The 25,411-nt window shown below is 68.9% G+C and carries 30 protein-coding genes and 7 pseudogenes; 3 read left to right on the forward strand and 34 right to left on the reverse strand.

Going from position 1 to position 25,411, the window contains the following annotated elements; genetic code table 11:
* The first annotated feature begins 49 nt into the window (after window positions 1–49).
* Window positions 50–1,063: an ATP-binding cassette domain-containing protein gene (locus tag ACZZ0J_RS11210; RefSeq protein ID WP_463436931.1), complete on the forward strand. Its 1,014-nt coding sequence runs from the start codon at window positions 50–52 to the stop codon at window positions 1,061–1,063.
* A complete protein-coding gene (locus tag ACZZ0J_RS11215; protein ID WP_123339476.1) occupies window positions 1,060–1,893 on the forward strand; it encodes an ABC transporter permease in 834 nt (277 codons plus the stop codon). The genes ACZZ0J_RS11210 and ACZZ0J_RS11215 overlap by 4 nt, the downstream gene beginning before the upstream one ends.
* A 10-nt stretch (window positions 1,894–1,903) precedes the next feature.
* Here ACZZ0J_RS11215 and ACZZ0J_RS11220 read toward each other — a convergent pair whose 3' ends face one another.
* The 9 genes and pseudogenes from ACZZ0J_RS11220 to infA form a co-directional block, all read right to left on the reverse strand.
* A complete protein-coding gene (locus ACZZ0J_RS11220; RefSeq protein WP_463438176.1) occupies window positions 1,904–4,408 on the reverse strand; it encodes an ATP-binding protein in 2,505 nt (834 codons plus the stop codon).
* 17 nt (window positions 4,409–4,425) lie between these two features.
* A pseudogene (locus tag ACZZ0J_RS11225) lies at window positions 4,426–4,899 on the reverse strand (AfsR/SARP family transcriptional regulator); the annotation flags it as partial.
* Window positions 4,900–5,149: 250 nt separating this feature from the next.
* The gene (locus ACZZ0J_RS11230) at window positions 5,150–6,268 is read right to left on the reverse strand and encodes an FUSC family protein (RefSeq protein ID WP_463436933.1); all 1,119 of its coding nucleotides are present in this window, start codon (window positions 6,266–6,268) and stop codon (window positions 5,150–5,152) included.
* Between the two features lie 160 nt (window positions 6,269–6,428).
* A complete protein-coding gene (rplQ, locus tag ACZZ0J_RS11235) occupies window positions 6,429–6,998 on the reverse strand; it encodes a 50S ribosomal protein L17 (protein ID WP_131845954.1) in 570 nt (189 codons plus the stop codon).
* A gap of 63 nt (window positions 6,999–7,061) precedes the next feature.
* The gene (locus ACZZ0J_RS11240; RefSeq protein WP_463436936.1) at window positions 7,062–8,057 is read right to left on the reverse strand and encodes a DNA-directed RNA polymerase subunit alpha; all 996 of its coding nucleotides are present in this window, start codon (window positions 8,055–8,057) and stop codon (window positions 7,062–7,064) included.
* 190 nt (window positions 8,058–8,247) lie between these two features.
* Window positions 8,248–8,646: a 30S ribosomal protein S11 gene (gene rpsK, locus ACZZ0J_RS11245; protein ID WP_017885507.1), complete on the reverse strand. Its 399-nt coding sequence runs from the start codon at window positions 8,644–8,646 to the stop codon at window positions 8,248–8,250.
* A gap of 9 nt (window positions 8,647–8,655) precedes the next feature.
* Window positions 8,656–9,030, reverse strand: coding sequence for a 30S ribosomal protein S13 (gene rpsM / locus ACZZ0J_RS11250; protein ID WP_058728274.1), 375 nt, complete (start codon window positions 9,028–9,030; stop codon window positions 8,656–8,658).
* A gap of 185 nt (window positions 9,031–9,215) precedes the next feature.
* A complete protein-coding gene (gene rpmJ / locus ACZZ0J_RS11255) occupies window positions 9,216–9,332 on the reverse strand; it encodes a 50S ribosomal protein L36 (RefSeq protein ID WP_071276701.1) in 117 nt (38 codons plus the stop codon).
* A gap of 70 nt (window positions 9,333–9,402) precedes the next feature.
* Complete coding sequence (gene infA, locus ACZZ0J_RS11260; protein WP_017885509.1) at window positions 9,403–9,624, reverse strand: translation initiation factor IF-1; 222 nt, start codon at window positions 9,622–9,624, stop codon at window positions 9,403–9,405.
* Window positions 9,625–9,917: 293 nt separating this feature from the next.
* On the opposite strand from infA, the gene ACZZ0J_RS11265 reads away from it, so the two are divergent.
* Window positions 9,918–11,201: an LCP family protein gene (locus ACZZ0J_RS11265; protein WP_463436953.1), complete on the forward strand. Its 1,284-nt coding sequence runs from the start codon at window positions 9,918–9,920 to the stop codon at window positions 11,199–11,201.
* A 223-nt stretch (window positions 11,202–11,424) separates the two neighbouring features.
* On the opposite strand, the pseudogene map reads toward ACZZ0J_RS11265, so the two are convergent.
* The 25 genes and pseudogenes from map to ACZZ0J_RS11390 form a co-directional block, all read right to left on the reverse strand.
* Window positions 11,425–12,204, reverse strand: a pseudogene (map, locus tag ACZZ0J_RS11270) (type I methionyl aminopeptidase).
* Window positions 12,205–12,264: 60 nt separating this feature from the next.
* Window positions 12,265–12,854 (reverse strand): annotated as a pseudogene (locus ACZZ0J_RS11275) (adenylate kinase).
* Window positions 12,851–14,172 (reverse strand): annotated as a pseudogene (gene secY / locus ACZZ0J_RS11280) (preprotein translocase subunit SecY). The pseudogenes ACZZ0J_RS11275 and secY overlap by 4 nt, the downstream one beginning before the upstream one ends.
* A gap of 147 nt (window positions 14,173–14,319) precedes the next feature.
* Window positions 14,320–14,764: pseudogene (rplO, locus tag ACZZ0J_RS11285) on the reverse strand (50S ribosomal protein L15); the annotation flags it as partial.
* 17 nt (window positions 14,765–14,781) lie between these two features.
* Window positions 14,782–14,967, reverse strand: coding sequence for a 50S ribosomal protein L30 (gene rpmD, locus ACZZ0J_RS11290; RefSeq protein WP_173168934.1), 186 nt, complete (start codon window positions 14,965–14,967; stop codon window positions 14,782–14,784).
* Window positions 14,967–15,842 (reverse strand): 30S ribosomal protein S5, encoded by an 876-nt coding sequence (rpsE, locus tag ACZZ0J_RS11295; protein ID WP_463436955.1) that lies wholly within the window; start codon window positions 15,840–15,842, stop codon window positions 14,967–14,969. Before rpsE ends, rpmD begins: the two co-directional genes overlap by 1 nt.
* On the reverse strand, window positions 15,839–16,213 hold the full coding sequence (gene rplR / locus ACZZ0J_RS11300) for a 50S ribosomal protein L18 (RefSeq protein WP_031259041.1): 375 nt from the start codon (window positions 16,211–16,213) through the stop codon (window positions 15,839–15,841). Before rplR ends, rpsE begins: the two co-directional genes overlap by 4 nt.
* A 2-nt stretch (window positions 16,214–16,215) precedes the next feature.
* Entirely contained in the window at window positions 16,216–16,752 is a 537-nt protein-coding gene (gene rplF, locus ACZZ0J_RS11305) for a 50S ribosomal protein L6 (protein WP_111083459.1), read from the reverse strand.
* Between the two features lie 6 nt (window positions 16,753–16,758).
* On the reverse strand, window positions 16,759–17,157 hold the full coding sequence (gene rpsH / locus ACZZ0J_RS11310) for a 30S ribosomal protein S8 (RefSeq protein ID WP_017885519.1): 399 nt from the start codon (window positions 17,155–17,157) through the stop codon (window positions 16,759–16,761).
* Window positions 17,158–17,310: 153 nt separating this feature from the next.
* The gene (gene rplE / locus ACZZ0J_RS11315; RefSeq protein ID WP_194647370.1) at window positions 17,311–17,904 is read right to left on the reverse strand and encodes a 50S ribosomal protein L5; all 594 of its coding nucleotides are present in this window, start codon (window positions 17,902–17,904) and stop codon (window positions 17,311–17,313) included.
* The gene (gene rplX / locus ACZZ0J_RS11320; RefSeq protein WP_111083461.1) at window positions 17,904–18,263 is read right to left on the reverse strand and encodes a 50S ribosomal protein L24; all 360 of its coding nucleotides are present in this window, start codon (window positions 18,261–18,263) and stop codon (window positions 17,904–17,906) included. Before rplX ends, rplE begins: the two co-directional genes overlap by 1 nt.
* Window positions 18,264–18,266: 3 nt before the next feature.
* Window positions 18,267–18,635: a 50S ribosomal protein L14 gene (gene rplN / locus ACZZ0J_RS11325; protein WP_111083462.1), complete on the reverse strand. Its 369-nt coding sequence runs from the start codon at window positions 18,633–18,635 to the stop codon at window positions 18,267–18,269.
* A 31-nt stretch (window positions 18,636–18,666) separates the two neighbouring features.
* Window positions 18,667–18,951, reverse strand: a complete 285-nt coding sequence (gene rpsQ / locus ACZZ0J_RS11330; RefSeq protein ID WP_111083463.1) for a 30S ribosomal protein S17 — start codon at window positions 18,949–18,951, stop codon at window positions 18,667–18,669.
* Window positions 18,951–19,271 (reverse strand): 50S ribosomal protein L29, encoded by a 321-nt coding sequence (rpmC, locus tag ACZZ0J_RS11335; protein ID WP_111083464.1) that lies wholly within the window; start codon window positions 19,269–19,271, stop codon window positions 18,951–18,953. Before rpmC ends, rpsQ begins: the two co-directional genes overlap by 1 nt.
* On the reverse strand, window positions 19,271–19,690 hold the full coding sequence (gene rplP / locus ACZZ0J_RS11340) for a 50S ribosomal protein L16 (protein ID WP_111083465.1): 420 nt from the start codon (window positions 19,688–19,690) through the stop codon (window positions 19,271–19,273). The genes rpmC and rplP overlap by 1 nt, the downstream gene beginning before the upstream one ends.
* Window positions 19,691–19,692: 2 nt before the next feature.
* Complete coding sequence (gene rpsC, locus ACZZ0J_RS11345; protein WP_017885527.1) at window positions 19,693–20,505, reverse strand: 30S ribosomal protein S3; 813 nt, start codon at window positions 20,503–20,505, stop codon at window positions 19,693–19,695.
* A complete protein-coding gene (gene rplV / locus ACZZ0J_RS11350) occupies window positions 20,505–20,897 on the reverse strand; it encodes a 50S ribosomal protein L22 (RefSeq protein WP_111083466.1) in 393 nt (130 codons plus the stop codon). The genes rpsC and rplV overlap by 1 nt, the downstream gene beginning before the upstream one ends.
* A 25-nt stretch (window positions 20,898–20,922) precedes the next feature.
* Window positions 20,923–21,204 (reverse strand): 30S ribosomal protein S19, encoded by a 282-nt coding sequence (gene rpsS, locus ACZZ0J_RS11355; RefSeq protein ID WP_017885529.1) that lies wholly within the window; start codon window positions 21,202–21,204, stop codon window positions 20,923–20,925.
* Window positions 21,205–21,215: 11 nt separating this feature from the next.
* Window positions 21,216–22,055 (reverse strand): 50S ribosomal protein L2, encoded by an 840-nt coding sequence (gene rplB / locus ACZZ0J_RS11360; RefSeq protein ID WP_111083467.1) that lies wholly within the window; start codon window positions 22,053–22,055, stop codon window positions 21,216–21,218.
* Between the two features lie 18 nt (window positions 22,056–22,073).
* Window positions 22,074–22,372 (reverse strand): annotated as a pseudogene (gene rplW / locus ACZZ0J_RS11365) (50S ribosomal protein L23).
* Window positions 22,369–23,027, reverse strand: a pseudogene (gene rplD / locus ACZZ0J_RS11370) (50S ribosomal protein L4). The pseudogenes rplW and rplD overlap by 4 nt, the downstream one beginning before the upstream one ends.
* 2 nt (window positions 23,028–23,029) lie before the next feature.
* Window positions 23,030–23,686 carry a 50S ribosomal protein L3 gene (gene rplC, locus ACZZ0J_RS11375; RefSeq protein WP_027466731.1) on the reverse strand — a complete coding sequence of 219 codons (657 nt, stop codon included), beginning with the start codon at window positions 23,684–23,686 and terminating at the stop codon, window positions 23,030–23,032.
* An 11-nt stretch (window positions 23,687–23,697) separates the two neighbouring features.
* On the reverse strand, window positions 23,698–24,006 hold the full coding sequence (gene rpsJ, locus ACZZ0J_RS11380; protein ID WP_463436960.1) for a 30S ribosomal protein S10: 309 nt from the start codon (window positions 24,004–24,006) through the stop codon (window positions 23,698–23,700).
* Window positions 24,007–24,516: 510 nt separating this feature from the next.
* Window positions 24,517–24,801, reverse strand: coding sequence for a hypothetical protein (locus ACZZ0J_RS11385; RefSeq protein ID WP_463436962.1), 285 nt, complete (start codon window positions 24,799–24,801; stop codon window positions 24,517–24,519).
* Entirely contained in the window at window positions 24,726–25,343 is a 618-nt protein-coding gene (locus ACZZ0J_RS11390) for a hypothetical protein (RefSeq protein ID WP_463436964.1), read from the reverse strand. Before ACZZ0J_RS11390 ends, ACZZ0J_RS11385 begins: the two co-directional genes overlap by 76 nt.
* Window positions 25,344–25,411: the final 68 nt, after the last annotated feature.

Consider the following 25,411-nt stretch of genomic DNA (forward strand, 5'->3'; position numbering starts at 1 on the left):
GAGCGCCCCGCGGCACCATCGTCCTCGACATCGACGAAAGGACATTTCGATGACCACGACACCGCTCGCGGTGGAGGCCTCCGGCCTCGTGAAGACCTTCGGGACGAACCGCGCAGTGGACGGTGTCGACCTCCGTGTGGAGGCCGGCACGGTCTACGGCGTGCTCGGTCCCAACGGCGCCGGCAAGACCACCACCATCTCCATGCTCGCGACCCTGCTCAGGGCGGACGGCGGCGAGGCCCGGATCTTCGGGCACGACGTCCGACGTGAGGCGCAGACGGTCCGCACCCTGATCGGGGTGACGGGTCAGTACGCCAGTGTCGACGAGACGCTCAGCGCGACCGAGAACCTGGTGATCTTCGCGCGCTTGCTCGGGCTGTCCCGCGCGGACGCGAAGCGGAAGGCCGTGGAACTGCTGGAGCGCTTCGGGCTGACCGAGGCCGCGTCGCGCCCGCTCAAGGCCTTCTCCGGCGGCATGCGTCGCCGGCTCGACCTGGCTGCGAGCCTGATCGCGCAGCCGCCGCTGATCTTCCTCGACGAGCCGACCACGGGGCTCGACCCCCGGACCCGTGCGCAGATGTGGGACACCATCCGCGAGCTCGTGGCGACGGGCTCGACGGTGCTGCTGACGACGCAGTACCTGGACGAGGCGGACCAGCTCGCCGACCGCATAGCGGTCATCGACCACGGCAAGGTGGTCGCCGAGGGCACGAGCGACGAACTGAAGGCCTCGATCGGCAGTTCGTCGCTGCAGCTCCGCCTGACCGATGCGCTCCGGCTCGACGCCGCGCGCACGATCGTCCGGAACACCCTCGGTGTCGACGCGGTGGCCAGCCCCGAGGGCTCGCGTCTCACCGCACCGATGTCGGACCCCGACCGCGTGACGGACCTGCTGGTGTCGTTCCGCGAGGCCGGCATCACCCTCGCCGAGATGAGCGTGCAGAAGCCCACCCTCGACGAGGTCTTCCTGACGATCACCGGCGCACCGGCGACCACCGACGACGACGGCACCGACGACGACAACGACAGCACCGACCGCGAACTCGCAGGGAGCATCGCATGACCACCATCACCACCACCACGGGCACCGCTGCGCCCCGGATCACCCCGCGCCCCGGCGTCGGTGCGACCGGGCTCGGCGCCACCGTCCGGCAGTCGCTCACGATGGCGTACCGCGGCCTGATCAAGGTCCGGCGCACCCCGGAGCAGCTGTTCGACGTCACCCTGATGCCGATCATCTTCACCGTGATGTTCACGTACATCTTCGGTGGTGCGATCGCGGGTGACGTCGCGAGCTACCTGCCGATCATCATCCCCGGCATCCTGGTGCAGACGAACATCACGTCGTCGATCGTCACGGGCGTGCAGCTGCGCGAGGACATGGACAAGGGCGTCTTCGACCGCTTCAAGTCCCTGCCCATCGCCCGGATCGCCCCGCTCGCGGGTGCGCTGCTCGCCGACACCGTCCGGTACGCGATCGCCACGACGATCACCTTCACGGTCGGCATCATCATGGGGCTGCGTCCGGCCGGCGGCTTCGGTGCGGTCGTCCTGGCCGGGTTGCTGGTCATCGTCGTCGCGTGGGCGATCAGCTGGATCTTCGCCTACTTCGGCGTCGTCGCGCGGACGGCGTCGAGCGTCTCCGGCATCTCCAACATGGTGCTGTTCCCGCTGACGTTCCTGTCGAACGCGTTCGTGCCGGCGGACACCCTGCCGGACTGGCTGCGCTGGTTCTCCGAGGTCAACCCGATCTCACACCTGATCACGGCGGTCCGCGAGCTCGTGAACCACGGCACGGTGGGCGTCGACCTCTGGATCAGCCTGCTCGGCGCAGCGGTCGTGGTCGCGGTGTTCGCGCCGCTGACGGTCCGCGCGTACATGCGCAAGGCCTGACGGGCGCCGATCAGCGCACGCGGAACCGCAGCTCCTCGAGCAGGAGCCGCGCCTGCGAGACGGCCTCGGTCCGGTTCGATCCGGCCGAGGCCGTCTCGGCGTCCGCCAGCACCGTGGCACCGAGGGCCCCGGCCAGCACCGACCGCATCCGCGGGTGTGCGAGCACGCCGAAGTCCTGCCGCGAACCGAGTCGGGTCGCCAGCCCCCAACAGCGAGCGGCGTGCTCCGGCTGTCCGTCGCGGGCGGCGGCGAGCGCCAGCCCGAGCAGGGCGGTCCCGATCACGGGCAGGTCCAGCCACCACGGGTGGACGCGCAGCATCACGAGCGCACCGACGCGCAGGCGTCTCGCGACCGCCACGTCGTCGACCGGGAGGCCCGTCACGCCTCCGTCGGACCGGCGCACCGCCGCCTCGTCCCGCGCCGCGATCCGCGCCGAGCCCGCCATGAGCGTCCAGTGCGGCGTCTGCTTCCGCAGGGGCAGCACGGAGTCCCAGGCGCGGGCGTACTCCGCCGCCGCGTCGTCGAGGGCTCCTTCCCAGCGCGAGCACTCCGCACCGATGGCCATCGCGAGCACGCCGATCTGCACCCGGTCCTCGTCGAACCCGCCGCGGGCCTCGACCGGCCGGTGCTGCAGGTCGTCGGCGACCTGCCGGGCTCGCACGACATCGCCGGTGCTCGCGGCGCAGAGCCCGACGGTCCAACCGATCTCGTACAGGTCGTCGTCGGCCCCGAACCGTTCGAGTTGCTCGCGGGCGACCTCGGCGGACCGCAGGGCGTCGGCGTGCCGACCGGTCTGCGCCAGGAGCTGGGTCATGGTGACGGCGATCGACCCGGTCGTCCAGGCGTCGTCGCTCGACCGCGAGAGCGTCTCGGCACGGGTCGCGTACCGCAGGGCGACGGCGGACTCCCCGTCGTTCTCGGCGAGCGGCGCGCTGAGCATGTTCGCCAGGCAGGCGACACCGGGCTCCGGGTCGTCGCGGTAGCGGGCGAGCAGGGCGTACCCGTCGGCCGGTCGCCCCAGGGTGAGGAGCAGCGCTGCCTGGGCGTCGAGCACCGCGAACCCGGTGGTACCGTCGCGCATCACGCGGCGCAGGGTCGACACGGCCAGGGCTGCGGTGCGCTTGTCGCTGAACGCGGACGACCCGCCGGTGACGACGAGTCCGAGCACGGTCGCGGCACGGTCCTCGGCCGCCGGTCCGGTACGGCGCAGGACCGGGACGACCTCAGGGCCGAGTGCGACGACCTCACCGTGGGCACCGCGCAGCGACCAGTAGCCGCCGAGGGCCGCGAACAGGTGCGCGACCGCCGCGGTGTCGTCGGCAGCCAGGCTCCAGCGGAGCAGCGTGACGAGGTTGTCGGATTCGCGGGCGACCTCGCGGAACCGCTCGAGCTGTGCGGAACCCGTGATCGTGAGCAGGTTGCGCTCGGCCGCGAACCCCCGGCCCCAGCCGATCATGGCCGCACGGACGGCCTCGGTGGCGCCGCGGTCCCCCAGCCGGGCCGCACCGAACTCCCGCACGGTCTCGAGCAGCCGGTACCGCACGGGCTCGCCCTCGTGCTCCACGAGCTGCACGAGCGACTGCTCCACGAGCTCGGCGAGGTCGTCGAGCGCGTCCACCCGGCGGTCCGGGGCCGCGACCGCCTCGACGGCGTCGACCGCGAGTCCGTCCGGGAAGAGCGCCAGACGCGTCAGCAGGTCCTGGGCCCCGGCGTCGAGCAGGCGCCAGCTCCACTCGATCACGGCGAGCAAGGTGCGGTGCCGCTCCGGGGCGCTCCGGTCACCGCCGCGCAGCAGCGCGAACCGGTCGTCCAACCGGCGCTCGATCTCGTCGGCGCTCATCCCCCGGATGCGTGCGGCCGCGAGCTCGATGGCCAGCGGTGACCCGTCGAGCCGCGTGCAGATCCGGCGCACGGTGTCCACCGGCAGCACGGCTCCGGGTCGCGCGGCCCGCGCCCGCTCGGTGAAGAGCCGGACGGCCGCCCCGTCGGCCTCGACGGGCAGGGGTGCGAGGGGGGCCACGACCTCGCCGGCGATGGCGAGCGGCGCGCGCGACGTCGTCAGGATCCGCAGGGCGGGCACGGTCGCGAGCAGATCCGCGGCGAAGGCGGCGACCTCGGCCACCAGGTGCTCGCAGTTGTCCAGGACGAGCACGGTCGGCCCGTCGGCGAGCGCCCGCACGACCCGGGTGCGCAGGTCGGCCGCGACGGCGTCCCGGAGCGATCGGGTGGAGCGGAACTCGGCGATGCCGAGCAGCGCGCCGAGGGCCGGCACGATGTCGTCGGCCGTGGCGAGCGGCGCGAGTTCGACCACGACGACGCCTTGTGTCGGCGGCAGGCCGGCGGCGACCGCCTGCGCCAGGCGGGTCTTCCCCAGCCCACCCGCGCCGAGGATCGTGACCAGCCGTCCGGCGGACAGCAGGTCCGAGACGGCGGCGAGGTCGGCCTCCTCCCGACCAACGTGTTCGGCGCAGCACGCAGGCCGACGCGGCGGACGCTGCCCGTTGCGGGGCCGGATCGGCGCAACAACTCGGCGTTGAGGCGGACCAGGTCGGCCGAGGGGTCGGCGCCGAGTTCGTCGGCGAGGCGGTCACGGTGCGCCGCGAAGGCGGCGATGGCCTCGCTCGTGCGGCCGGCTGCGGCGAGGGCGCGCATCGAACCGGCGACCGCGACCTCGTCGTAGGGGTTGGCGACGGCCTCTGCCGCCCAGAGTGCGGCGGCCTCGTCGGCGTCGCCCTCGTCGAGCAGGGCGCCGCCGAGCGCGCGCCGGAGCGTCCGCCGGAGGGCTGCCGCACGGTCCGCGAGCGCCGCGCCCAGGTCGCCGTCGACGTCGGCGCCCGGGTCACCGCGCCAGAGGTCGAGGGCGGCACGGACCGCTGCCGGCTCCGTCTCGCCCACCGCACGCGCAGCACGGGCGAGGTCGACGTCCTCGGGGTCGCCGCCCAACGCGTACCCGGTGCTCGTCGACACCACGAGGCCGTCCGCCACGCTCCGGCGCAGTCGGGACACGAGCGTCTGCAGCGCCGCACGCGCACCCGCGGCCGCGCGTCCGGCCAGAGGTCGTCGATCAGGGACTCGGTGGTCAGGGCGTGGCCGCGCGCGAGCACCAGCGCCGTCAGGAACGCCCGAGCGAGCGCTCCGGGCACGGGCGACTGCCGGCCGTCCGCACCGGTCACCGTGACCGGTCCGAGGACGTTGATTCGGGGCGGGACGGTCACGGTGCGAGTCTACGGAGCGCCGGTGTCACGGGGTCCTCGCGTCAGCCGCGCGGACGGTGGAACGCCGACGGCCCCGTGCGGGTGTCGAGGTTGTCCGTCGCACGACGCTCGGACTCCACGATGCCGCGGAGCGCCACGAGCGCGGACGCCGTCACCGCGACGTGTGAGGGGTTCTCGCGCGAGGCGTCGAGCGCCCGCTCGAGTCGCTCGATCGCCTTGTCGCCTTCGTCCTCGGGGCACTCCCCGCGGATCACACAGGCGAGTTGCCGGATCGCCTCGGTGAGCGGTTCGGTGAACGCCGGGTCCGGACGACCGAGGTTCGAGGACACCGGACCCGACCGGGCGACGAGCTCGGTGAGGTCCGTCGTGTACCAGGCGACCCGTTCGAGCGCCCGGAAGCGTGCCCCGTCCTGCTGGAGCCGGGCCCGTGACCCTCGGAGCGCCCCGCGGGGGTTGATCTTCCGGCTCTCGTGGGCGACGGACACCCGCGCGCGCACATCGGCGATCGCACGGTCGAGCTTGTCCTGCTGCCGGTTCCAGGCGTCCTCGTCGCGCTCCCCGCTCTCGAGTACCCGGGCGAGGCCTTCGAGGTGCTCGGCCAAGACGGCGTTCACCTCGTCGATCCGACGTTCGGCGTCCCAGAAGTGCAGCGGAGGGAACACCAGGAAGTTCACGAGCAGACCGACGACGACGCCGACGGCCATCTGCACCAGGTACCCGAACGAGTAGCCCTCGGCGTTCGCCCCGCCGACGAGCAGCACGAACAACGCCGCCGTCGAGACCCAGGTGCTGCCCTCGCCGAGCACCCGGAACCCGCCGACGAGCACCCCGATGCCGACCGCCAGGGCCACGGCGAGGATCCCCGGGTCGCCCACGATCATCGTGAAGCCCGCGACGGCGATGCCGAGCAGGATGCCGACGAGCGTCTGGATGCCGTTGCGCAGCCCCGCGTAGACCGTCGTCTGCATCGCGACGATCGCCCCGAGCGGTGCGTAGTACGGGTAGTCGGACGCGACCCCGGGCACGTGCCTGGCGATGAACCAGGCCAGTGCCGCGGCGCCGGCGGCCTTGGCTGCGTGCAGCAGTCGCGGCTGTGTGCCGGACGTGCGGCTCCACCGCCACGCGCGGCGACCGACGCCCGCGATGTGTTGGAACTCCATGTGGTGACTCTCCCTGTCGGGCGGACACGCTACGGGGCACGCACTGGGAAGGCGACGGTCCTGCGTTCTCCGGACGTCGGGGTGCAGGGGGAGCGCTCCCGAACGCGACGAAGCCCCCGCAACCTGGGTCGCGGGGGCTTCGTCGTGGTGACGCGGGGTCCTACTTGGTGTCGTCGCTCTTCTCGGCGGCGTCGGCCTCGACCTCGGCGGCAGCCTCGGTCTCGGTCTCCGACTCGACCGGCGCGGACTCCTCGGTGGTCTCGGTCTCCTCGACCGGGGCCTCCTCGGTGGTCTCGTCGGCGGCCGGCTCCTCGACCGGAGCGGCGGCGGCCGGAGCCGCGGTGCGCTTCACCGGGGCGGGCGTGCCCGACACCGGCTCGAGGACGAGCTCGATCGACGCCAGCGGGGCGTTGTCGCCCTTGCGGAAGCCGAGCTTCGTGATGCGGGTGTAGCCGCCCTGACGGTCCTCGACCTGCGGGGCGATCTCCGTGAACAGCGTGTGCACGACGGACTTGTCGCGCAGGGTCGCGATGACCCGACGACGAGCGTGCAGGTCGCCGCGCTTCGCGAACGTGATGAGCCGCTCGGCGACCGGACGGAGGCGCTTGGCCTTCGTCTCGGTGGTCGTGATGCGACCGTGCGTGAAGAGGGCGTTGGCGAGGTTGCTCAGGAGCAGGCGCTCGTGAGCGGGACCGCCACCGAGGCGGGGGCCCTTGGTGGGCTTCGGCATGTCAGTTCTCCAGTGGTGAAAGTGGTGCGCGCGGTGTCAGCGCGCTTGCGCGTGAGCGCGAGATCAGTTGTTGGACTCGTCCTCGTCGTACCCGCTGTAGAAGTGGGCGCCGTCGAATCCGGGGACGGTGTCCTTGAGGGACAGGCCGAGCTCGGTGAGCTTGTCCTTGACCTCGTCCACCGACTTCTGACCGAAGTTGCGGATGTTCATGAGCTGCGTCTCCGACAGGGCGACGAGCTCGGACACCGTGTTGATGCCCTCGCGCTTCAGGCAGTTGTAGCTGCGGACCGACAGGTCGAGGTCCTCGATCGGGGTCTGCAGCTCGTTCGACAGGACAGCGTCGACCGGCGCAGGGCCGATCTCGATGCCCTCTGCGGCCGTGTTGAGCTCGCGAGCGAGCCCGAACAGCTCGACCAGCGTGCGACCGGCCGACGCGATGGCGTCGCGCGGCGTGATCGCCGGCTTCGACTCGACGTCGACGACCAGGCGGTCGAAGTCCGTGCGCTCACCGGCACGCGTCGCCTCGACGCGGTAGGTGACCTTGAGGACCGGCGAGTAGATCGAGTCGATCGGGATCTGACCGGCCTCGGAGAACTCGGAACGGTTCTGCGTGGCCGAGACGTAGCCGCGGCCGCGCTCGATCGTGAGCTCGAGCTCGAACCGCGCGGTTTCGTTCAGGGTCGCGATGACGAGGTCCGGGTTGTGGATCTCGACGCCGGCCGGAGCGGAGATGTCCGCTGCGGTGACCTGACCGGCACCCTGCTTGCGCAGGTACGCGGTGATCGGCTCGTCGTGCTCGCTGGAGACGACGAGGCTCTTGATGTTGAGGATGATCTCGGTGACGTCTTCCTTCACACCGGGAACGGTGCTGAATTCGTGGAGGACACCGTCGATGCGGATGCTGGTGACAGCCGCGCCGGGGATCGAGGAGAGGAGCGTGCGGCGCAGCGAGTTGCCGAGGGTGTAACCGAAGCCCGGCTCGAGCGGCTCGATGACGAAGCGCGAGCGGTGCTCGGAGATCGACTCCTCGGTCAGGGTGGGGCGCTGTGCAATGAGCACTGTGGGATTCCTTTCGGCGAAGTGTCCGCTATATGACACTTGGCGGTACGACGGGGCCGCGTGGGCCCCGACGGGTCTGTTGAGTTGTGATCACGCGCACCGATGTGCGCGATCGAACGACCAGGAATGGCCGCGGGCCCTGCCCGACCCCGTCAGGGGACGAGCAGGGCGCGGCCGGTTGCTCCTCGCGTCAGACGCGACGACGCTTCGGCGGGCGGCAACCGTTGTGCGCCTGCGGAGTGACGTCGTTGATCGAACCGACCTCGAGGCCAGCGGCCTGGAGCGAACGGATCGCGGTCTCGCGGCCCGAACCCGGACCCTTCACGAAGACGTCAACCTTCTTGACGCCGTGCTCCTGCGCCTGACGCGCAGCGGACTCGGCGGCGAGCTGCGCCGCGAACGGCGTCGACTTGCGCGAACCCTTGAAGCCCACGGCACCCGAGGACGCCCAGCTGAGGACGGCACCCGACGGGTCGGTGATGCTGACGATCGTGTTGTTGAACGTGCTCTTGATGTGGGCCTGGCCCACTGCGACGTTCTTCTTCTCCTTGCGGCGCGGCTTGCGCGCGGCAGTCTTGGGGGTAGCCATCGGGGTCTCCTATCGAGCCTTCTTCTTGCCTGCCACGGTGCGCTTCGGTCCCTTGCGGGTACGCGCGTTGGTCTTGGTGCGCTGACCGCGCACCGGGAGACCACGACGGTGGCGAAGACCCTCGTAGCTACCGATCTCGACCTTGCGACGGATGTCGGCTGCCACCTCGCGGCGGAGGTCACCCTCCACCTTGAAGTTGCCCTCGATGAAGTCACGGAGGGCGACGAGCTGGTCGTCGGTCAGGTCCTTGACGCGGATGTCACCGGAGATACCGGTCTCGGCGAGTGCCTGGACCGCGCGGGTACGGCCGACGCCGTAGATGTACGTGAGTGCGATCTCCACGCGCTTCTCGCGCGGGATGTCGACGCCTGCTAGACGTGCCATGTGATGGCTGCTCCTGTTGTCGATGGAGGTGTGGAGCAGTACCGGTGCCCGGGCCTCCGACCCGAGGTGTCCCCGGTCGTCGTGCGACCGGGTTCTGGTACTGCGTTGTCGATCTTCAGTTGTGGGTCGTGCTCGAGCAGCCTGCTGTCCGAGGGACAGCGTGGGCGCCGGTCACGCGCCCGGGACTAGCCCTGGCGCTGCTTGTGACGCGGGTTGCTCTTGCAGATCACCATGACGCGGCCCTTGCGGCGGATCACTCGGCAGTGCTCGCACATGGGCTTGACGCTGGGGTTGACCTTCATTGTTCTTTCCTCGTGCTCGCTGGCTTCGTGCGCGGCAGGATTGCCGAGCCGTTCCTTTCCAGCTCGCGGATCACTTGTAGCGGTAGACGATCCGGCCGCGGGTCAGGTCGTACGGGCTCAGCTCCACGATCACGCGGTCCTCGGGGAGGATGCGGATGTAGTGCTGGCGCATCTTCCCGGAGATGTGCGCGAGGACCTTGTGTCCGTTCGTCAGCTCAACGCGGAACATCGCGTTGGGCAGAGCTTCGAGCACCGAGCCTTCGATCTCGATGACGCCGTCTTTCTTGGCCATAGCCTCACTGTCGCTTGGTTGTGGAACAGGTGTGATCCCCGAACCGGTCTGCGGGTCGGTCGCCACACCCGAGAGGGCATGACACACCAAAGATCGATCTTATGTGGTAAACCCGCAATTGCCAAGTGCAGGCACGGCACGCCCCTCACCTGGGGCTTCCGGTGGCATGCCTGAGTGTTCCACAGTGGTTTGACGGCGCGCTCCGGGCCGAGGCCCCCGCCCGGACCGTAGCGTTGCTCCGCAGCCACGTCCGCCGCCGACGTACCTCGCGCGGACCACCGAACGGAGACCACGTGCCCGACGCCACACGACGCCCCTTCGCCACACACGGCAAGCAGGCCCGCCGTCGCGGTTGGACCACGCTCGTGGCCGTCGTGGCCTCGGCGCTGGCCGTCGTGCTCGTGAGCGGGACGAGCGTCGCCGCCATCGCCGGCGCCCAGCTGGCGACCGCGCCGCAGACCGTGCAGCTCAGCACCGACGACCAGAGCACCGCGAAGACCGCCGACATCACGGCCATCAAGGGCGGCGCGAACATCCTGCTCATCGGCAGCGACACCCGCGTCGGCCAGTTCGACTCCGACGAGGACGTCGAGGGTGCCCGCAACGACGTCACGATGCTCATCCACGTCTCGCAGGACCACCAGCAGCTCACCGCGGTCAGCTTCCCCCGCGACCTGATGGTCCCCGTCCCGGCCTGCACCAACCCGGCGAGCGGCACGACGTACCCCGCGTCGACCTCGGCGATGTTCAACACGGCACTCGGCAACGGCGGCGTCTCGTGCGTGGTGGACACCGTCGAGAACCTCACCGGCCTGAGCATCCCGTACGCCGGACTCATCACCTTCGACGGCGTGATCGAGATGTCGAACGCCCTGGGCGGCGTCGACGTCTGTGTCGCGGAGCCGATCGACGACACCTTCACCGGCCTGCACCTCACCGCCGGCTCGCACAACCTCGAGGGCTCCGACGCCCTCGCGTTCCTGCGCACCCGCCACGGCGTCGGCGACGGCAGCGACCTCGCCCGGATCAGCTCGCAGCAGGTGTTCCTGTCGGCGCTGCTCCGCAAGGTCACCTCCGACGGCACGCTGTCGAACCCGATCACCCTCTACAAACTCGCCGGCGCCGCCCTGTCGAACATGACGCTGTCGGACGGTCTGGCCCAGACCCGCACCCTCGTCGGCCTCGCCTCGGCACTGCGCGGCATGAGCACCGCCAACATGCTCTTCGTGCAGTACCCCGTCGCCGACGACCCCGACGACAGCGCGCGGGTGATCGTCGACCAGGAGACCGCCCACACGCTCAACGTGGCCCTGCAGAACGACGTGAAGTCCTCGCTGAGCGACTCGAGCACCGGGCGCGCGTCCGAGGAGTCGCCGACCGCCGGGGGCACCGCGACGACCGCACCGTCGACCGGCACCACGCCGTCCGACACCTCGTCGTCGGCGTCGAGCGGGGCACCATCGGGCACCTCGTCCTCGGCGAGCTCGTCCGCCACGGGCACGGCGACGTCGACCCCGCTGCCGTCGTCGATCACCGGTCAGAGCGCCTCCGAGCAGACCTGCTCCGTCGGCAACTGACCGCGTCGCGAGACGCGGTCGTCCTGGCACGACGCCCTCGAACACACGAGACGCCGCCGGATCCGACGGCGTCTCGGCGTCTTGCCGGCGTCTCCGCACGACGACGGCGTCTCGCTCGGCCGTGGACGTGGGACCGCCAGGCGCGCGCTGCGCGACGGAGCCGCGCCGAGCCTCCCGGTCGGGGTGCACGGCCGGCAGTGGCGTGTCGGACTGGAGGCCCGTCCTACGGGATCGGGACGGGCGTCACGCCCAGCGGGGCCAGGCCCGCAGCGCCGCCGTCGGGGGCCGTCAGGACCCACCGCCGTCGGCGTGCACCGCGACGCTGTGCTCCCAGTGCGCGGCGTCCTTGCCGTCCATCGTGCGGACGGTCCAGTCGTCGTCGTCCGTCGAGCTGTCGATCGTGCCCGCGGTGACCATCGGCTCGATGGCCACCACCAGGCCGGGCTTCACCGCCGGACCGGCACCGCGGACGCGGTAGTTGAAGACCGGCGGGTCCTCGTGCATGGAGCGACCGATTCCGTGCCCCGTGTAGTCCTCGACGATGCCCCAGGCGCCGGTCTCGTCGATGGCGTCCTCGACTGCGGCACCGACCTCGTGCAGGTTCTTCGCGTGCGCGAGCGCCGCGATGCGCGTGCCAGAGCGATCGCTCCGTGGTGTCGCAGAGGGTCTGGCGCGCTGCGGACACCTCGGCGTCACCACCGGGGACGACCGTTGTGAACGCGCTGTCGCCGTTCCAGCCGTCGACCTCGGCACCGGCGTCCACCGACACGATGTCACCGGGAGCGAGTACGCGGTCACCGGGGATGCCGTGCACGATCTCGTCGTTCACCGACACGCACAGCGTGTGCCGGTAGCCCGGCACGAGCTGGAAGTTCGGGATCCCGCCGCCGTCGCGGATCGTCCGCTCGGCGATCGCGTCGAGCTCACCCGTCGTGATGCCGGGACGGATCGCCGCACGCACTGCGTCGAGCGCCTCAGCGGTCAGCAGCCCGGGGCGCACCATGGCGCGGAGCTCGTCCGGCGTCTTGTAGATCGAGGGCTTGCGGAAACGGACCACGCCGGGTCAGACGCCCGCGGTCAGCCCGCGAGCCGACAGCGCGGCCTGGATGCGGTCGCCGACCTCGTCGATCGCGCCGAGGCCGTCGACGTCGAGCACGAGGCCGCGTTCGCCGTAGGCACCGACGATCGGAGCGGTCTGCTCGGTGTAGACCTGCTGGCGACGACGGATCGTCTCCTCGTTGTCGTCGCTGCGGCCCTGCTGCTCGGCGCGCTTGAGCAGCCGGCCGACGAGCTCGTCCTGGTCGGCGACGAGCTGCACGACCGCGTCGATGCCGGTGCCCTGCTCAGCGAGCAGCGCGTCGAGGTACTCGACCTGTCCGACCGTGCGCGGGTACCCGTCGAGCAGGAACCCCTCGGCAGCGTCCGCCTCGTTCAGGCGGGACTTCACGAGCTCGTTCGTCAGGGAGTCCGGCACGTAGTCGCCGGCGTCCATGATCGCCTTGGCCTGCACACCGAGCGGCGTGCCCTCTGCGACGTTCTTGCGGAAGATGTCGCCCGTCGAGACGGCCGGGATCCCGAAGGACTCGGCGATCCGTCCGGCCTGGGTGCCCTTCCCCGCTCCGGGGGTCCGACGATGATGAGACGTGCGCTCAACGGAGAAGCCCTTCGTAGTGACGCTGCTGCAGCTGCGAGTCGATCTGCTTCACGGTCTCGAGACCGACACCCACGATGATCAGGATGCTCGCGCCACCGAACGGGAAGTTCTGGTTCGCGCCGAACAGCGCCAGTGCTGCCAGCGGGATGAGCGCGATGAAACCGAGGTAGAGCGAGCCGGGCAGCGTCACCCGGGTGAGGACGTAGTCGAGGTACTCGGCGGTCGGACGACCGGCACGGATGCCGGGGATGAACCCGCCGTACTTCTTCATGTTGTCGGCGACCTCTTCGGGGTTGAAGGTGATCGCCACGTAGAAGTACGTGAACCCGACGATGAGCAGGAAGTACAGCACCATGTAGAACAGGTTGTCGCCGGAGACGAGGTTGTTCTCGATCCAGGTGACCCACGCTGCGGGCTCGGAGCCGTCCGAGGGCTTGTTGAACTGCGCGACCAGGGCCGGCAGGTACAGCAGCGACGACGCGAAGATGACGGGCACGACGCCGGCCATGTTCACCTTGATCGGGATGTACGTGTTGTTGCCGCCGTACGTGCGCCGGCCGACCATGCGCTTGGCGTACTGGACCGGGATCCGCCGCTGTGACTGCTCGACGAACACGACGGCCATCATGATGACCAGTCCGACCAGGATGACGAACAGGAAGAGCTCGAACGACTGCGACTGCTCGATGGCCCAGAGCGCCGACGGGAACTGCGCCGCGATCGACGTGAAGATGAGGAGCGACATGCCGTTGCCGATGCCGCGCTCGGTGACGAGCTCGCCCATCCACATGATGAGGCCGGTACCGGCGGTCAGCGTGACGACCATGAGCATGATCGCGTACCAGCTGTCGTTCGAGATGATCGACGAGCAGGAGGACGACGCGTTCGTGCCGAAGAGGGCACCCGAGCGGGCGACCGTGATCAGGGTGGTGGACTGCAGCACGCCCAGCGCGATCGTGAGGTAGCGCGTGTACTGCGTCAGCTTCGCCTGACCGGACTGGCCCTCCTTGTAGAGGGAGTCGAAGTGCGGGATGACCACGCGCAGGAGCTGCACGATGATCGACGACGTGATGTACGGCATGATCCCGAGCGCGAAGACCGAGAGCTTCAGCAGCGCGCCGCCGGAGAACAGGTTGATCAGGTCGTAGAGACCGCCGGACGACGAGGCGCTGGCGAGACAGCTCTGCACGGCCGCGTAGTCGACGAACGGTGCCGGGATGTACGACCCGAGGCGGAACAGCGCGATGATCGCGAGGGTGAAGCCGATCTTCTTGCGAAGATCAGGGTGCGCATGATGCGCGCGACCGCTCTGAACACGAGGACTCCGAACTTCTGGGACCGGGGCCGTCGATCGCGGCCGTTCCGGTGTCGGTCGGCAGGGCCGACCAGGCTGGCGGATGCCGGCCACTGTCAGGAAACCGTAACGGCGGCCCGTGCGCAAACGCCACGGGCCGCCGACGAGGGTTACTGGGAGACGGTGCCGCCAGCAGCCACGATCTTCTCGGCGGCGGACGCCGAGACCTTGTCGACCGTGACCGTGATCTTCACGGTGATGTCACCCTGACCGAGAACCTTGACCTTCTCGTTCTTGCGGACGGCGCCCTTGGCGACCAGGCCCGCAACGGTGACGTCGCCACCATCGGGGTAGAGCTCCGAGGATCTTGTCCAGGTTCACGACCTGGTACTCGACCCGGAACGGGTTCTTGAACCCGCGGAGCTTCGGGGTGCGCATGTGCAGCGGCATCTGCCCACCCTCGAAGCCGACCCGGACCTGGTAACGGGCCTTCGTGCCCTTGGTACCACGCCCAGCGGTCTTGCCCTTCGAGCCCTCACCGCGACCCACACGGGTGCGGTCCTTCTTGGCGCCCTCTGCGGGGCGGAGGTGGTGCAGCTTCAGCACCTGCACGCGCTCGTTCTTCTCGTCGCTCATGCGTCGACCTCCTCGACCTTCACGAGGTGCGCCACCGTTGCGATGTACCCGCGGTTCTGGGCGTTGTCCTCACGCTCGACCGTACGGCCGATGCGCTTGAGACCCAGGCTGCGGAGCGTGTCGCGCTGGTACTGCTTCTCGCTGATAACGGACTTGATCTGCGTGATCTTCAGCGTCGCCATCACGCACCTGCCTTCTCGGTCGCGGCACGCAGTGCTGCAGCCTCGGCCTGGAGCAGACGAGCCGGGACGACCCGCTCGACGTCGAGGCCACGACGGCTCGCGACGGCGCGGGGCTCCTCGAGCTGCTTCAGAGCCTCGACGGTCGCGTGCACGATGTTGATGGTGTTCGACGAACCGAGCGACTTGCTCAGGACGTCGTGGATGCCGGCGCACTCGAGCACGGCGCGGACGGGACCACCGGCGATGACACCGGTACCCGGGCCGGCCGGACGCAGGAGGACGACGCCAGCAGCGGCTTCACCCTGCACGGGGTGCGGGATGGTGTTGCCGACGCGGGGGACGCGGAAGAAGTTCTTCTTCGCCTCTTCGACACCCTTGGAGATCGCCGTGGGGACCTCCTTGGCCTTGCCGTAGCCGACGCCCACGAGGCCGTTGCCGTCACCCACGACGACGAGCGCCGTGAAGCTGAAGCGACGACCACCCTTGACGACCTTCGAGACGCGGTTGATGGTCACCACGCGCTCGAGGAACTGGCTGTCGCCACCGCGGTTGTTGCGGTCGCGGCCCTGCTGACGGTCACGACCGCCACCACGACGGCCACGGTTGTCGGCCGAGTCGCGGTTGTTCGATGCGGAACCGGCAGCGGTCTCGACGGGACGCTCGGCGACGGCAGGTGCCTCCGCCTCCTTGCCCTTCGCGGCGGTGTCGGTGCCCTCAGCGGCTGCCTCGGTACCCTCAGCAGTTGCCTCGGTGCCCTCAGCGGTCGCCTCGGTGGCCTCGGTGGCCTCCGTGCTCGCCTCGGTGGTCTCGACGGCGTCCGTGGCCTCGACGGCCCCGGTCTTGGCGTCTTCGTTGGTGTTCGCGTTGTCGCTCACAGGTTCAGCCCTCCTTCACGGGCACCATCGGCGATCGCGGCGACGCGACCGGCGTACTTGCTGCCACCGCGGTCGAAGACCACGGCCTCGACGCCAGCCGACTTCGCGCGCTCGGCGAGGAGCTCACCGACGCGACGGGCCTTGGCGGTCTTGTCGCCGTCGAACGAGCGGAGGTCTGCCTCCATCGTCGAGGCGCTTGCGAGGGTATGACCCTTCGCGTCGTCGATGACCTGCACGAACACGTGACGCGACGAGCGGGTGACGGCGAGACGGGGACGAGCCTCGGTGCCGGTGATCTTCTTGCGGAGACGGTTGTGACGACGCGCCTTGGCGGCCGCCTTGCTCTTGCCTCGTGTCTTGAGGAGTCCCATGATCACTTACCTGACTTTCCGGCCTTGCGGCGCACGTTCTCGCCGGCGTAACGGACACCCTTGCCCTTGTACGGCTCGGGCTTCCGGAGCTTCCGGATGTTCGCCGCCACTTCGCCGACTGCCTGCTTGTCGATGCCGGCGACCGTGACCTTGTTGTTGCCCTCGACCGCGAAGCTGATGCCCGCGGGCGGCTCGACCGTGATCGAGTGGGAGTACCCGAGCGCGAACTCGAGGTTCGAGCCCTTCGCCTGCACGCGGTAACCGGTGCCGACGACCTCGAGGCCCTTGGTGTAGCCCTGGGTCACGCCGATGATGTTGTTGGCGATGAGGGTACGGGTCAGGCCGTGGAGCGAACGCGACTCGCGCTCGTCGTCCGGACGGGTGACGAGAACCTGGTTCTCCTCGACCTTGGCCTGGATGGGCTCCGCGATGACGAGCGCGAGCTCGCCCTTCGGGCCCTTGACCGCCACGCTCTGACCGTCAACGGAGACGGTCACGCCGGCGGGGATGTCGATGGGAAGACGTCCGATTCGTGACATTGTCGATCACCACACGTAGGCGAGGACTTCCCCACCCACGCCCTTCTGCTCGGCTTCGCGGTCGGTCAGCAGGCCGGACGAGGTCGAGAGGATCGCCACGCCGAGGCCACCGAGGACCTGGGGGATCTCCGTCGACTTCGCGTAGACCCGGAGGCCCGGCTTCGACACGCGCTTGATGCCGGCGATCGAACGCTCGCGCTCGGGGCCGTACTTCAGGTCGATGGTGAGGGTCTGCCCGACTCGGGCGTCCTCCACCTTCCACTCGCTGATGTAGCCCTCACGCTTGAGGATGTCGGCGATGTTCTTCTTGAGCTTGGAGCTCGGGAGCGCGACGGCGTCGTGGTGCGCGGAGTTCGCGTTCCGCAATCTGGTCAGCATGTCTGCGACCGGATCGGTCATCGTCATGATGTTCGTCCATTTCTCGCCTGGTTTCGACACCCGTTCCACGAATGCCGACCTGAGCGATCGAGTGATCCCGGGGCGGTTCCCCAGGATCGGTGTGTTCGTGCGTGCGGGCCGGAGGACGTGAATCCTCCGGCCCGCACCGCCCGAAGTAGTTTAGACCGTCTGCTCGTTGGAGCGGAACGGGAAGCCGAGCTGGCGGAGCAGCGCGCGTCCCTCGTCGTCCGTCTTCGCGGTGGTGACGACAGTGATGTCGAAGCCGCGGACACGGTCGATGCGGTCCTGGTCGATCTCGTGGAACACGGACTGCTCCGAGAGACCGAACGTGTAGTTGCCGTTCCCGTCGAACTGCTTGTCGCTGAGACCGCGGAAGTCGCGGATGCGGGGCAGTGCGAGGGAGATCAGGCGGTCGAGGAACTCCCAGGCGCGGTCACCACGGAGGGTGACGTGCGCACCGATCGCCTGACCCTCGCGCAGCTTGAACTGCGCGATGGACTTGCGAGCGATGTTGACCTGGGGCTTCTGACCCGTGATCGCCGTGAGGTCCTTGATGGCCCCCTCGATGATCTTCGAGTCGCGAGCGGCCTCGCCGACACCGGTGTTCACGACGACCTTGACCAGGCCGGGGACCTGGTTGACGTTCGCGTAGCCGAACTGCTCGGTGAGCGTGGCCTTGATCTCGTCCTTGTACTTCTGCTTGAGGCGCGGCTGGACCTTGGGGGCCTCAGTCGTTGCAGTCGTGTCAGTCATCAGAGCGTCTCACCTGACTTCTTGGCGTAGCGGACGCGGACGGTCTTCTTGACCCCGCCCTTCTCCACCTCTTCGGTACGGAAGCCGACGCGGGTCGGCTTCTTCGTCTTCGGGTCGACGAGAGCGACGTTCGACACGTGGATCGAGGCTTCGTGCTTCTCGATGCCACCCGTCTTCGAGCCGCGCTGCGTCTGGCCGACGCGGACGTGCTTCGTGACGAAGTTCACGCCCTCGACGACGACCCGCTGCTTGTCCTTGAGGACCTCGATGACCTTGCCCTGCTTGCCACGGTCGCCGCCACGCTCCTGCGTCGCGCCCGTGATGACCTGGACGAGGTCACCCTTCTTGATGTTCGCCATGGCTTACAGCACCTCCGGCGCGAGCGAGATGATCTTCATGAACTTCTTGTCACGGAGCTCGCGACCGACCGGACCGAAGATGCGCGTGCCGCGCGGGTCGCCGTCGGCCTTGAGGATCACTGCCGCGTTCTCGTCGAACTTGATGTAGGAGCCGTCCTGACGACGGGTCTCCTTCTTGGTGCGAACGATGACCGCCTTGACGACGTCACCCTTCTTCACGTTGCCGCCGGGGATGGCGTCCTTCACCGTGGCGACGATGACGTCACCGAGACCGGCGTAGCGACGACCCGAACCACCGAGCACGCGGATGGTCAAGATCTCCTTGGCACCCGTGTTGTCGGCGATCTTCAGGCGGGATTCCTGCTGAATCACTGCTGTCTCCTATTCCGAAGCAGGCCGAGGCCTACTTGGCCTTCTCGAGGATCTCGACCAGGCGCCAGCGCTTGGAAGCGCTGAGGGGACGGGTCTCGCTGATCACGACGAGGTCGCCGACACCAGCGGTGCCGAGCTCGTCGTGGGCCTTCACCTTGGACGTGCGACGGATGATCTTGCCGTAGAGCGCGTGCTTCACGCGGTCCTCGACCTCGACCACGATGGTCTTGTCCATCTTGTCGCTGGTCACGTAGCCGCGACGCGTCTTGCGGTAGCCGCGAGTGAGGGCGGCGGAGGTCTTCTCTTCGTTCGCCATTACTTCTCCTCGGCGGTCTCGGCCTCGGTCGACTCAGCCGGCTTGTCAGCCTTCTTCGTCGTCTTCTTGGCCTTGGTGGCGGTCTCGACGGGCGCGGGAGTGGCACGGATGCCGAGCTCGCGCTCGCGGAGGACGGTGTAGATGCGAGCGATGTCGCGCTTGACGGCACGGAGACGACCGTGGCTCTCCAGCTGGCCGGTGGCCGACTGGAAGCGGAGGTTGAAGAGTTCCTCCTTGGCCTTCTTCAGCTCGTCAGCGAGACGCTCGTTCTCGAACGTGTCGAGCTCCGTCGGACGGAGCTCCTTGGAACCGATCGCCATTATGCGTCGCCCTCCTCGCGCTTGATGATGCGTGCCTTGAGGGGCAGCTTGTGGATTGCACGGGTCAGCGCCTCACGGGCGATGTCCTCGGTGACGCCGGAGAGCTCGAAGAGCACACGACCCGGCTTGACGTTGGCGACCCACCACTCGGGCGAGCCCTTACCGGAACCCATGCGGGTCTCAGCCGGCTTCTTCGTGAGCGGACGGTCCGGGTAGATGTTGATCCAGACCTTGCCGCCACGCTTGATGTGACGCGTCATGGCGATACGAGCGGACTCGATCTGACGGTTGGTCACGTACGCCGGGGTGAGGGCCTGGATGCCGTAGTCGCCGAAGCTGACCTTGGTACCACCGGTTGCCTGACCCGAACGCTTCGGGTGGTGCTGCTTGCGGTGCTTGACTCGACGGGGAATAAGCATGGTTACGCCTCAACTCCTGCGCCGGCCGGCGCGTCCTGCGGGGCCTGCTGCGGGCGGCGGTCACCGCGGTCGCCGCCACGACGGTCGCCGCCACGGTCGCCACGCTCACCGCGCGGGCCGCCACGACGCTCGGGGCGCGACGAACGCTGGTTCGCCTGCTCGCGAGCGAGCTCCTTGTTCGTGATGTCGCCCTTGTAGATCCAGACCTTCACGCCGATGCGGCCGAACGTGGTCCGGGCCTCGTAGAAGCCGTAGTCGATGTTCGCGCGGAGGGTGTGCAGCGGCACACGGCCTTCGCGGTAGAACTCCGAACGGGACATCTCGGCGCCGCCGAGACGGCCCGACACCTGGATGCGGACACCCTTGGCGCCGGCGCGCTGTGCACCCTGCAGGCCCTTGCGCATGGCGCGACGGAACGCGACACGAGCGGAGAGCTGCTCGGCGATGCCCTGCGCGACGAGCTGAGCCTCGGTCTCGGGGTTCTTGACCTCGAGGATGTTCAGCTGGATCTGCTTCTTGGTGAGCTTCTCGAGCTCACCGCGAACGCGCTCCGCCTCGGCGCCGCGGCGGCCGATGACGATGCCCGGACGCGCCGTGTGGATGTCCACGCGGACACGGTCACGGGTGCGCTCGAGCTCGATGCGAGCGACACCGGCGCGGTCGAGGGTCTTCTTCAGGTACTCGCGCACCTTGATGTCCTCGGCCACGTAGTCGGCGTAGCGCTGACCGGCCTTCTTGCTGTCGGTGAACCAGTGCGAGACGTGGTCCGTCGTGATCCCGAGACGGAAGCCGTACGGGTTGACCTTCTGGCCCATTAGTTGCTCGCCTTCTTGCTCGTCGCGGCAGCCTCGGCCTCTTCCGGCGTCGCGAGGACGACCGTGATGTGGCTGGTGCGCTTGTTGATGCGGAAGGCCCGGCCCTGGGCGCGCGGCTGGAACCGCTTCAGGGTCGTTCCCTCGTCGACGAAGACGCGGCTCACGTAGAGGTCGCGCTCGTCGAGGAAGCTGTTCGTCGAGTCAGCCTTCACCCGGGCGTTCGCGATCGCCGAGGCGACCAGCTTGTACACGGGCTCCGAAGCGCCCTGGGGGGCGAACTTCAGGATGGCGAGCGCCTCGTGGGCCTGCTTGCCGCGGATCAGCTCGATGACGCGACGGGCCTTCTGAGGCGTGACGCGGATGTGTCGCACGCGTGCGATCGACTCCACCATTTCGTTCCTCCTCTGCGTCCCCGCGTTAGCGGCGACGGCCCTTCTTGTCGTCCTTCACGTGACCACGGAAGGTGCGGGTCGGCGCGAACTCGCCGAGCTTGTGACCGACCATCGACTCGGTGACGAACACCGGGATGTGCTTGCGGCCGTCGTGCACGGCGATGGTGTGCCCGAGCATGTTCGGGACGATCATCGACCGCCGCGACCACGTACGGATCACGTTCTTGGTGTTGGCCTCGTTCTGCGTGACGACCTTGCGGAGCAGGTGCTCGTCGACGAAGGGGCCCTTCTTCAGACTGCGTGGCATCTTCTGAACTCCTACTTGCGCTTCTTGCCGGCGTTACGGCGACGGACGATGAGCTTGTCGCTCGGCTTGTTCGGCTTGCGCGTGCGACCCTCGGCCTGGCCCCAGGGGCTGACCGGGTGACGACCACCGGAGGTCTTGCCCTCGCCACCACCGTGGGGGTGGTCGACCGGGTTCATCGCGACACCACGCACGGTCGGGCGGACGCCCTTCCAGCGCATGCGGCCGGCCTTGCCCCAGTTGATGTTCGACTGCTCGGCGTTGCCGACCTCGCCGATCGTGGCGCGGCAGCGTGCGTCGACGTTGCGGACCTCGCCCGACGGCAGACGGAGCTGCGCGTATGGGCCGTCCTTGGCGACGAGACGCACCGAGGCGCCGGCCGAGCGGGCCATCTTCGCGCCGCCACCGGGGCGGAGCTCGATGGCGTGCACGACGGTACCCACGGGGATGTTGCGCAGCGGCAGGTTGTTGCCGGGCTTGATGTCGGCGCCGGGGCCCTGCTCGATGACGTCGCCCTGCTTGAGCTTGTTCGGCGCGATGATGTACCGCTTCGTGCCGTCCACGTAGTGCAGGAGCGCGATGCGCGCAGTGCGGTTGGGGTCGTACTCGATGTGAGCGACCTTGGCGTCCACGCCGTCCTTGTCGGAGCGACGGAAGTCGATCACGCGGTACTGGCGCTTGTGGCCACCACCGATGTGACGCGTGGTGATGCGGCCGGAGCTGTTGCGACCACCGGTCTTCGGCAGCGGACGAAGCAGGGACTTCTCCGGAGTCGAACGGGTGATCTCAGCGAAGTCGGCGACCGACGAGCCGCGACGACCGGGGGTCGTCGGCTTGTAGTTACGAATAGCCATGATTTATCCCTCTGGTCCTCAGCCGACAGCCGTGAAGATGTCGATCGAACCGGACTTGAGCGTCACGATGGCGCGCTTGGTGTCCTTGCGCTTGCCGAGACCGAACTTGGTGCGACGGGTCTTGCCCGGGCGGTTCAGCGTGTTGATGCTCGCGACCTTGACCTCGAAGATCTTCTCGATGGCGAGCTTGATCTCGGTCTTGTTCGAGCGGGGTCCACGATGAACGTGTACTTGCCCTGGTCGATGAGCGCGTAGCTCTTCTCCGAGACGACCGGCGAGATGATGACGTCGCGCGGGTCCTTGTTGAAGCCGCTCATGCGGTGATCTCCTTCGCGGTCTTCGACGCGATGAAGGCGTCGAGGGCGCTCTTGCTGAAGACGACGGCGTCCGACTTGAGGACGTCGTAGGCGTTCAGCTGGCCGTACGAGAGCGCGTGGACGTTCGGCAGGTTGCGGATCGACTTGAGCGTCAGCTCGTCGTTCGACTCGAGCACGATCAGCACGTGCTTGACGGGCGCGACCTTCTCGAGGAGCGTGCGAGCGACCTTGGTCGACGGCACGTCGGCCTCGACGAAGCCGTCGACAGCCGAGATGCGGCCACCGCGGGCGCGGTCCGAGAGCGAGCCGAGCAGCGCTGCGGCGATCATCTTCTTGGGGGTGCGCTGCGAGTAGTCGCGGGGGTCGGTCCGTGGACGACGCCACCACCGGTGTGCTCGGGAGCACGGACGGAACCCTGACGGGCGCGGCCGGTGCCCTTCTGCTTGAACGGCTTGCGACCGGCACCGCGGACTTCGCCGCGGTTCTTGGTCTTGTGGGTGCCCTGACGCGCGGCTGCGAGCTGCGCGGTGACGACCTGGTGGATCAGCGGGACGTTGGTCTCGACGTCGAAGAGAGCTGCGGGCAGCTCGACGGTGCCGGACTTGACACCCGATGCGTCGAGGACGTCGATCGTGGTTGCGGTCGTGGTGGCCATGATCACTTACCCTTCACGGCGGTGCGGACGAAGACGGAGCGGCCACGAGCACCGGGGACGGCGCCCTTGACGAGCAGCAGACCCTTCTCGGCGTCGACGGCGTGCACCGTGAGGTTGAGGACGGTCACGCGGTCGCCACCCATACGACCGGCCATGCGCATGCCCTTGAAGACACGCGACGGGGTCGAGGAAGCACCGATCGAGCCGGGCTTGCGGTGGTTGCGGTGTGCACCGTGCGAGGCGCCGACGCCGTGGAAGCCGTGGCGCTTCATGACACCGGCGAAGCCCTTGCCCTTGGAGGTACCGACGACGTCGACCTTCTGGCCCGCCGTGAACGTGCCGTCCACGGTGAGCTCCTGGCCGAGCGTGTACTCAGCGGAGTCGTTGGTCCGGATCTCGGTGAGGGTGCGACGCGGGGTCACGCCGGCGGCCTCGAAGTGGCCGGCGGCCGGCTTGTTGACCTTGCGCGGGTCGATGGCACCGGCGGCGATCTGGATCGCCTCGTAGCCGTCGCGCTCAGCGTTGCGGATCTGGGTGACCACGTTCGGGCCGACCTCGATCACGGTGACGGGGATGAACTTGTTGTTCTCGTCCCACACCTGGGTCATCCCGAGCTTCTTGCCGAGGAGGCCCTTGACGGTCTTGGTTGAGTTCGCCATTGGTCAGCCCCTTACAGCTTGATCTCGATGTTGACGTCTGCCGGCAGGTCGAGTCGCATGAGCGAGTCGACGGCCTTCGGCGTCGGGTCGACGATGTCGATGACCCGCTTGTGCGTGCGCTTCTCGAAGTGCTCGCGCGAGTCCTTGTACTTGTGAGGGGAACGGATCACTGCGATCACGTTCTTCTCGGTGGGGAGTGGCACCGGGCCGACCACGGTTGCACCGGCACGGGTCACCGTGTCGACGATCTTCCAGGCCGACGTGTCGATGACCTCGTGGTCATACGACTTGAGCCGGATGCGGATCTTCTGTCCCGCCATGTGTCTCTTGTCCTCTCTCTGCGCCGCGCACCCGCAGGCCGCCTGACGCCGCTCGGCTCCGCATTGCTGCAGACCGTGCTGTTTTCCTGAACCAACCGGCCGCATCCGCTGGGGATGACCGCTGTTCACCTGTCAACCGCGCGGGCGACCTTGGCCGTCCAGCGTGGGCAATCGACTTCCTCGCACTCCGGGCGCAACAGTGTCGCGTCCGTCATGACCTCGGGGAGTCGTGTTCTGCTGCCTGCGGCCCAACCCAGCCCTGCTGAACAGGGGGGTTGTGCACTGCCAGAGCAGTGATCCTGCGGACTCGCACCCGCGGGGAATTCGGAACCGGACAAGTCTCGCATGTCCCGAGCCCACGTGCAACCCGGGCGTGTCGCGATGTGCCGGGCGTGTCGACACCGGCTCGCTTCCCCGGATCCACGCGGATCGGACGGCCTGGAGGCACGGGTCGCCGCCGCAACGCGGAGCGCCCTCCGGACATGGTCCGGAGGGCGCTCGTGGAGACGTCTACTCGGCCGTCACCGGAGGAACGAACCACGGGGGGAAGACCGCCACGCGCGGCGCGTGGCCGCCGTGGTCGGCGAGGACCGCACGGACCGTCTGACGGGCCCTGTCGTTCGGGACGCCGATCACCGCGACGGACGAGAACGGCACGCTCGGCCCGGCGAGGAGCTCGAGTCCGAGCATCTCGGGGTCGGAGAAGTCCGTCCGGCGGATCAGGTTCGTCCCGGCGTCGGGGCCGACGGCGAACCGGACGTCGTCGGCGTCGGCGTCCTGGTCGGCGACGACCACCGAGTCACCGAAGGCCGAGACCGGGACGACGAGCACGACGTAGTCCACCGCACGCGTGCGTCGGGCGGCGTCGGACCACCGCTCCCGACGGCGCCGGTGCGGAGTTCGTCCCACCGGACGGCATCCGGCGACAGGGTGAACGGCACGTGGCTCGCGATGGTGCTGCCGTCGGGCGCTTCGGCCTCGGCGCGAGCGGCCCGGGTCTCGGGGCTGCTGACGTCGACGGCGGGCTCCGCCTGGTCGGCCGCCAGGATGGCGCCGGACCCGACGATGCCGTCGAGGTTGTCGATGTGGGTCACGTGGTGCGCACGCAGCGACGCGAACACCCGAGCCTCGGGCAGGTCGGCCGACGACGACCGGAGGGACGTCGGCGAACGCAGCGACGTCCCGGGGCCGGAGGCCGGCGGGTCGACGCGCAGGTTGGTGGTGATGCGGGTCCGCCGTGGCGCCGGAGCGGCTGGGATCGCCGACTCCTCACGCTGCCGGGGCGCGCAGATGTCGCAGAGCTCGGTGGGGAAACCGTGGATGCACTCGTCAGTCACGACTGTTGTGGGTCCTTCCGTGCCGTGTGGGGTGGTCCGGCACGTCGACCAACGCTACGTCATCCGGA

The sequence above is a fragment of the Curtobacterium sp. AC272 genome (genome assembly GCF_979258155.1).